This window comes from Caballeronia sp., assembly GCF_028292365.1.
Taxonomy (GTDB): Bacteria; Pseudomonadota; Gammaproteobacteria; order Burkholderiales; family Burkholderiaceae; genus Caballeronia.
Window position 1 is genome coordinate 1 of record NZ_JAQGMM010000426.1, and the last position, 7,111, is coordinate 7,111.

A 7,111-nucleotide genomic window follows, 5' to 3' on the forward strand; every position below is an offset into this window, starting at 1 on the left:
TTGATTGCGTGCACCGACGAAAGAAGCGTGACAACCGTGAGCAGTGTGCTGGTCGTGGGCCATCGGTTCAATGCAACGAAGGCTGGATAGATCGCGAGCAGCAGCACCACGCGCGAGCCTTGCGCGATCAAGTTACGTCCGAAGCGGTCGGTCAATTATCGACCGACCAGCGCGAGCACAAAAATAATCGCGCCCGATACACAGCCTGACAGCATCGCAATTCCAGGCGGCAGGCTGAGCGTCTTGACGGCGTAGATCGACAGATAGAACACGATGATGAAATGCGCCGATGTCCCGGCAATCGTGAGTCCCAAGCCCATCAGCACGGCGCGCCGGTGATCGCGGAGTACATCGAGAAGAGGCAGCTTCGGCGCTTTCAGCTTGGGCGCGTTTGGCGCGTGCATGGGCTCTTCTTCGAGCGTCTGGCGCAACCACCAGCCGACCGGCACGATCAGCGTGCCGATGAGGAACGGCACGCGCCATCCCCAACTTTCGAGTTGCGCGGTCGTAAGCGATGCTGTCAGCGCGACCCCGGTCAATGCACCCGCAAGCGCCGCCAGCCCCTGGCTCGCGAACTGCCACGACGCATACAGGCCGCGCCGGTTCGGCGGCGCTTGTTCGAGCAACAGCGTAGTCGATGCCCCCACTTCGCCGCCTGCCGAAAAGCCCTGAATCAGCCGCGCGATCACCAGGATGACGGGTCCTACGAATCCCGCTTGTCCGTAGGTCGGCGCGACGGCGATCATCGCCGTGCCGATTGCCATGAGTCCGAGCGTGAGCACCATCGCCTTCTTGCGTCCGGCACGGTCTGCGTACATACCGATCACAAGCCCGCCCACGGGCCGCGTGAAAAAGCCGACACCGAAGCTTGCGACTGCGAGCAACAACTGCCCGACCGGATCGTGGACGGGAAAGAAGAGCTTGCCGATTAGCAATGCGAAGAATCCATAGACCGTGAAGTCGTAGAACTCGAGTGCATTGCCCACTGCTGCCGCAGTCACAAGCCGCGCGCGGCTCTGTTTGCGCTGACCCAGCGTCGCTCCGGGCGCAGCGTTGAGGCTTGATACGGTCGGAATGCTCATGTCTTCTCTCGAAACGCGGTACGTGCTGCGGGTGAAAGCGGGTTTGAAACGAGGTTCGACTGGCTCAGTCAGCCAGGTACGCTTCGGTCAGGCGCACCCAGTAGCTCGCGCCGATCGCGAGAATGTCGTCGTTGAAGTCGTAGCCTGGGTTGTGGACCATGCAGCTTCCCTTGCCCTCGACGCCATTGCCGATCCACGCATACGCAGCGGGCACGACTTCGGCCATGTACGCAAAGTCCTCGCTGCCCATGAGCGGATGCGCCTGCGTATCCACGCGTTGCGTACCGAGCATCTTCTGCGCGACTTCGGCGGCGAACGCGGTAGGTTCCGCGTGATTCACGAGCACGGGATAACCCCATTCGTAGTCGATCTCCGCCTCCACCCCGAACGACGCCGCTTGCGCATGCACGAGGGCCGTAATGCGTTTGCGCAAGAGATCGCGAACCGTGGGATCGAGCGCACGGATCGACAGTTTCATCTCGGCGGTTTGAGGAATGACGTTGAAGGTATCGCCGGCTTTCACGCTGCCGACCGAGATCACCGCCGACTTCTGCGAATCGATTTCCCGGGCCACAATGCTTTGCAGCGCGAGGATAATGCCTGCCACCGCGGGCATGGGATCGCGCGACAGATGTGGCAGCGCGCCGTGGCCGCCCAAGCCGCGCAGCACGATGCTCGCGCGGTCGGCTGAAGCCATCGCGGGGCCGGTGCAGAAGTTCATGCCACCAGTTTCGTAGCCCGGCATGTTGTGCAGGCCGAACACGGCGTCACACGGAAACTGCTCGAACAGGCCGTCTTGAATCATCGCGCGTGCGCCGCCGTAGCTTTCTTCAGCCGGCTGGAAGATCAGCGTCAGCGTGCCGGAAAACTGCCGGCTTTCCGCCAGATAACGGGCTGCGCACAGGAGCATCGCGGTGTGGCCGTCGTGACCGCAGGCGTGCATGGTCTTCGGTACCGCGCTGGTGTAGGGAAGGCCGGTCGCCTCCTCAATGGGCAACGCGTCCATGTCGGCGCGCAGGCCAATGCGCCGGCTGCCGCTGCCTAGTTTCAGCACGCCGACCACGCCCGTCTTGCCGAGGCCGCGTGTCACTTCGTAGCCCCATTGCGTGAGCAGGCTGGCGACGAGGTCGCTGGTCGCCCGCTCTTGGAACGCAAGTTCCGGATTGGCGTGGATCTGGCGCCGCACGGCGATGAGGTCCGGTGCAATGGCTGCTATTCCGGGAATGACGGGATCGACTGACAGCATGACTAACTCCTTAATCCTTAATACGTTTCGATATTTCAGCGTGACTGCTTCCGGTCAAGCATATAAAGTCACAAAGAAAACCAAAAGACAGTTAATTTAATTTGTGACTACCATTAGTTGTCGGTATTAACCCTCCAATTTCCAATGAAATACCATCAGTTGCGCGCGTTCCTCACCGTGGCCGAGCAGGGCAGCATTCGCGCGGCGGCGCGCAGCTTGCATCTGTCGCAGGCGGCATTGACGAAGGCGTTAAAAGAACTCGAACAGGACCTGGGGGTGCCGCTGGTTTTGCGTACGGCGCGCGGCGTGCAGTTAACGGCCTTCGGCTCGCAGTTGAGGATTCGGGCGCAGATGGTGGTGAGCGAGATGCGCCGCGCGGAAGACGACATCGAACATATGAAAGGCGCGGTGACCGGCAGCGTGGCGGCTGCCGTTACGCCGACCGCCGCGTTGTCGATCCTGCCGAAAGCGTTCAGCGCGTTTCGAAAGAAGATGCCGCTTGCGCGCGTGAGTTTTATCGAAGGATTTCCGGGCGTCGCATTGCCGCGTTTGCGCGACGGGTCACTTGATTTCGTGGTGGCGGTGGTCGTGCCGCAGCACCTGGATCCCGGATTCGATTACATCGAGCTATACAAGATCAGCTCGGTGGTCGTGGCGCGGCAAGATCATCCGCTGGCGCACTGTACGTCGCTGGCTGAACTCGTCGATGCGGAATGGTTGCTGAATCCGTCGCCAGAAAGCTCGACACGTGGCCTGCTCGATTTCTTTGCCGCGAGCAGTTTGCCGGTGCCGCAAAAAATTATCGAGTGTCCGAGCTTTGTGATTGCGCACGGGTTGCTGCGCGGCTCGGATACCGTTGCCTTGTTGCCCGAGCCTTTGCTGGACCAACCGTGGGTGCGCGAGGGTATTGCCGTGTTGCCCATAGTCAACCTGCCGCCGCCGATAGCAATTGGCGTAGTGACCCGCCGCGACAGTCCGCTGACGCCGGCCGCTTCGTTGCTGCTGGATTGTTTGCAGGACGCAGTAACGTCGCTTAAGTTGAACGTCCCGCCGCGCCGCTCAATCCAGGGGCGGTAAGCGGCGTTCGACAGGCGTTGACTTGATGATCGCCGTGCTTGTCTCGGCCCGCTCTGCGACCTTCGACAGAATCTCGTCGAGTTGTTCGATGGTCTTGAGAAAGAGTCGACAGACAAAACAGTCGTCGCCAGTGACCTTGTCGCATTCTACGAATTCGGGAATGCGCCGGATGGCTTCTTCCACCAGGTGCAGTTGACCCGGCAGAGGCTTGACTCGAACGATGGCCTGAAGCGTGTATCCCAGTGCGCGCGGGTCGAGCTTGACCCCGAAGCCCTGGATCACGCCACGCGCTTCCAACTGGCGCACGCGCTCGGCAGTGCTTGGCGCGGACAAGCCAATCTGGCGCGCGAGTTCGCTCATTGCGATACGGCCGTCTTCGGATAGAACGGCTAGCAATTCGCGATCGGTCTGGTCGAGTAAGACTGGACCCGGCGGGGAAGAAAGGCGATTCTTCAAATGGACCTTCGATTTGAAGTTAAAACGTCGATGTCCGCTCATTTTACACATGGAATCAAGCTTGCGGCCCTACTAGACTAAGTAGACAGATTGAACTGGCACCACATGAAAGGCGAGGCGATGAACTCGAGAGAAATGCGCGTTGGCTGCGTGGAAATGAGTGTAGCGATGCTGATCTCCGGCACGGTCGGCTGGCTCGTCGTGTCGTCGCAACAAACGCCGCTGAACGTGGTGTTTATCCGTTGCGTGTTTGGCGCGGCGACGCTGCTCCTGATCTGTGCGTTAAAAGGGATGCTGCGCAAAAGCTTGTTTTCGTGGCGCATGCTTGGACTGGTTGCACTCGGCAGTGTCACGATTGTCGGCAACTGGGTGCTGCTGTTTGCGGCTTATTCGCGAGCTTCCATATCGATGGCGACCACGGTCTATAACACCCAGCCGTTCATGCTCGTCCTGCTTGGCGCGGTGGTGTTTCGGGAACGGATTACCCTGCGTACGATTCTCTGGCTCAGTGTCGCGTTTGTAGGCCTCGCGCTGGTCGTGCGCGTGGAGCCTGCGGTGCTGGCCAAGCCCGGTGAATATGTAGAAGGGATTGGCTATGCGCTCGGCGCGGCATTTCTCTATACGATCTGTTCGATCGTAACCAAGCAGCTCAAGGGAACGCCGCCCCATTTGATTGCGTTGTTGCACGTGGCGCTTGGCATCATCGTGCTTGCGCCGTTCGTCGATTTCCAGCATCTGCCTGCTACGCCGAATCACTGGGCGGACCTCGTCGTGCTTGGCGTGGTCAATACCGGCATCATGTATGTGCTGCTTTATGGCGCCATTCAGAAATTGCCGACCGCGGTGACGGGCGCGTTGTCCTTCATCTATCCGGTCGTGGCGATCATTGTGGATCGGGTTGCGTTCGGACAACGCTTAGGATGGCTTCAGATTGTTGGTGCCGTGCTAATTCTGCTAGCGGCTGCGGGAACGACCTTAGGTTGGGAACTCATGCCGCAAAAACGCACGGCTTTCGAGTAGTCATTTATCAAGCGTTTTTTCATTCAGCGAACACATCCACCAGGCTGTCACGGTCACTATTCTTCATGAACTCGCATCACGACACTGCGCGCATGGCCCGAGATCACTTCAACGTGATCCGACCACTTGCGCACGCGGGTTCCAAAAGCAAAAAACCGTCGCTCATCTGACCGGAGCGCTGTTCCGTCAGGTGTGACGGAACTGACGCGGCTGTTCAATCTCAACCCTGTTCTCCGACACCCTGACGGTTTTTATCGGTCAAACAGGAGAGTATGGAATGTCGATTTTTTCTGGTATCTGGATTCCGCTGGTCACGCCGTTTGAAAACGGCCGAGTCGATCACGACGCGCTGCGAAGTCTGGTGAGGTCTTACATCGAAGCCAAGGTAGCAGGGTTTGTTGCGTTGGGAACAACGGGTGAACCTTCGTCGCTCGATTACGGTGAGCAAGCAGAGGTGCTGACCACCATCCTCGATGAAGCCGCGCATCTTCCGGTTGTAGTGGGACTTGCTGGGAATAATGCCGTGGAGCTTCGCGAGCGCGCTCTGCGCTTGAATGAATTGCCCATTGCCGGTTTGCTGGTTCCTGCGCCTTATTATGTTCGACCCTCGCAGGCTGGCTTGATAGGTCACTTCACCACGCTCGCCGATACCAGCGCGGTTCCTCTGCTTGTCTATGACATTCCGTATCGAACGGGTGTGCGCTTGGACCTCGCGACCCTGTTGACGCTGGCGGGTCATCCGAACATTCACGCGATCAAGGATTGCGCCGGATCGCTTGAAACGACGCTCGCGCTGATCCTCGATGGACGTTTGTCAGTGCTGGCGGGTGAAGACCTGAATATGTTCAGCACACTGTGTCTTGGCGGTCACGGTGCGATCGCAGCGAGTGCGCATGTGCGCGCGGCTGAATTCGTTGCGGTTTATAACGACATCAAGGCTGGGAGTATTGATAAAGGGCGTGCACAGTTTCATCGGTTGGCGCCACTGATACAAGCGCTCGTATCCGAGCCTAATCCGGCACCCGTGAAATGTGCGCTCGATGTCATGGGAATGATTCGCCAAGAACTGCGTGCGCCGATGACGCCAGCGACTGACCGGCTTCGTGTTCAGCTCGAAGCGTTGCTGTTGAGCTAAGAGAAATCAGCGCGGTGTCTAACGGTTATAAAGCGGGTTATAAAGCGGCTCATAAAACCCGTGAAGATCCCACCGCGCTTATTTGACCAAATGCAGTCCCTTAGCCAGCACGATGCCCTTCTCGCGATTGATCAGCCAGATATCGCCGACGTTCGCGTGCAGCGTTGCCGTGCGAGTAGTGATGTCGGTGGGCTCCTCGTTGCTCGGGTCGGTGTGGTCTTTGGTTTGCGTCAGATACGGCGGCACCACGCGACAGATCAACACGAGCGCGAGGTCGCCGTCTTCCTCGGCAAACGCTTCCGGCGACAAAACGAAGCGTCCGTGCACCGTCGTCTTTTTATGCTTGTTGACGGGATCCAGTTCGACGATATCGATGTTCTGTATATAGCCCTTGGATTTCGCTTCGGATTCAACCACCAGCTTCCGGCCACGCGGGCCAGTGATCGTCTTCTTGAGAACGATCGTATTGGGGTGATCGTTATCCGACAGACCCACGTCGACCGTCATTACGCGGACCTACGACCGGTAGCGAATGCCAAACGGCGCGGGGACCACGAACGCGAGATCGCGGCTTAGCTTGGCGTCCGTTAGCGCGGAGTTGTGGAGCGTCTTTGGCAACGCATCGCCAATCAGGTCTTCTACGCGATGCGCGAACGTGCGCGCTTTGCTGTCGGTGAATTTGCGTGCCAACGCGTCCCGGACGGCAACCGGATCGTCGCCAGTGAAACCGGGCGTCACCACGATACTGACCGGCGCCACATCTTCCGTTCGCCCGGACGCCGCGACCGCACTGCTGGCTGATTGAGCCTGGGCTGTTGCTGTTGCGCACACGCAAAGAAGAGCACAAGCGGTGCTTACGCTCGCTCGTTTTATTTCCTGAAGACTCATTAGCAGACTCCCATGGATATGATCGCGGACCGCCTGGTCTTCGTGCTGCATGAGCAGCATTCGAGTCAATTCATTGTTATTCAATTCTATTCAATGGTACCCGGCTAGAAAGATAAATGGGGACATTGGCGCGAGGGCGCGGTATTAAACGTAAGCTGGAGACGCTTGGGTCCGCTAATGTAGAGTTTCTCGAATCGAAGAGCATCC

At 58.8% G+C, this 7,111-nt stretch carries 7 protein-coding genes and 1 pseudogene; 3 read left to right on the top strand and 5 right to left on the bottom strand.

Annotated features, from left to right (window positions below):
* Nucleotides 1–1,082 (bottom strand): annotated as a pseudogene (locus JWR14_RS25415) (MFS transporter); the annotation flags it as partial.
* Nucleotides 1,083–1,146: 64 nt separating this feature from the next.
* Nucleotides 1,147–2,328 carry a M20 aminoacylase family protein gene (locus JWR14_RS25420; RefSeq protein WP_299713831.1) on the bottom strand — a complete coding sequence of 394 codons (1,182 nt, stop codon included), beginning with the start codon at nucleotides 2,326–2,328 and terminating at the stop codon, nucleotides 1,147–1,149.
* A gap of 144 nt (nucleotides 2,329–2,472) precedes the next feature.
* Here JWR14_RS25420 and JWR14_RS25425 point away from each other — a divergent pair, with 144 nt between their 5' ends.
* A complete protein-coding gene (locus JWR14_RS25425; RefSeq protein ID WP_299713834.1) occupies nucleotides 2,473–3,405 on the top strand; it encodes a LysR substrate-binding domain-containing protein in 933 nt (310 codons plus the stop codon).
* Here the strand turns inward: JWR14_RS25425 and JWR14_RS25430 are convergent.
* Nucleotides 3,388–3,861, bottom strand: coding sequence for an Lrp/AsnC family transcriptional regulator (locus tag JWR14_RS25430; protein ID WP_299713836.1), 474 nt, complete (start codon nucleotides 3,859–3,861; stop codon nucleotides 3,388–3,390). The genes JWR14_RS25425 and JWR14_RS25430 overlap by 18 nt on opposite strands.
* A 120-nt stretch (nucleotides 3,862–3,981) precedes the next feature.
* On the opposite strand from JWR14_RS25430, the gene JWR14_RS25435 reads away from it, so the two are divergent.
* Nucleotides 3,982–4,881, top strand: a complete 900-nt coding sequence (locus JWR14_RS25435) for a DMT family transporter (RefSeq protein WP_299713839.1) — start codon at nucleotides 3,982–3,984, stop codon at nucleotides 4,879–4,881.
* Nucleotides 4,882–5,158: 277 nt separating this feature from the next.
* Nucleotides 5,159–6,016, top strand: a complete 858-nt coding sequence (dapA, locus tag JWR14_RS25440) for a 4-hydroxy-tetrahydrodipicolinate synthase (RefSeq protein WP_299713841.1) — start codon at nucleotides 5,159–5,161, stop codon at nucleotides 6,014–6,016.
* 78 nt (nucleotides 6,017–6,094) lie between these two features.
* On the opposite strand, the gene JWR14_RS25445 is transcribed toward dapA, so the two are convergent.
* Together JWR14_RS25445 and JWR14_RS25450 are read right to left on the bottom strand one after the other, a co-directional pair.
* Nucleotides 6,095–6,523, bottom strand: coding sequence for a hypothetical protein (locus JWR14_RS25445; RefSeq protein WP_299713844.1), 429 nt, complete (start codon nucleotides 6,521–6,523; stop codon nucleotides 6,095–6,097).
* 9 nt (nucleotides 6,524–6,532) lie between these two features.
* A complete protein-coding gene (locus JWR14_RS25450) occupies nucleotides 6,533–6,904 on the bottom strand; it encodes a hypothetical protein (RefSeq protein WP_299713846.1) in 372 nt (123 codons plus the stop codon).
* Between the last annotated feature and the right edge of the window lie 207 nt (nucleotides 6,905–7,111).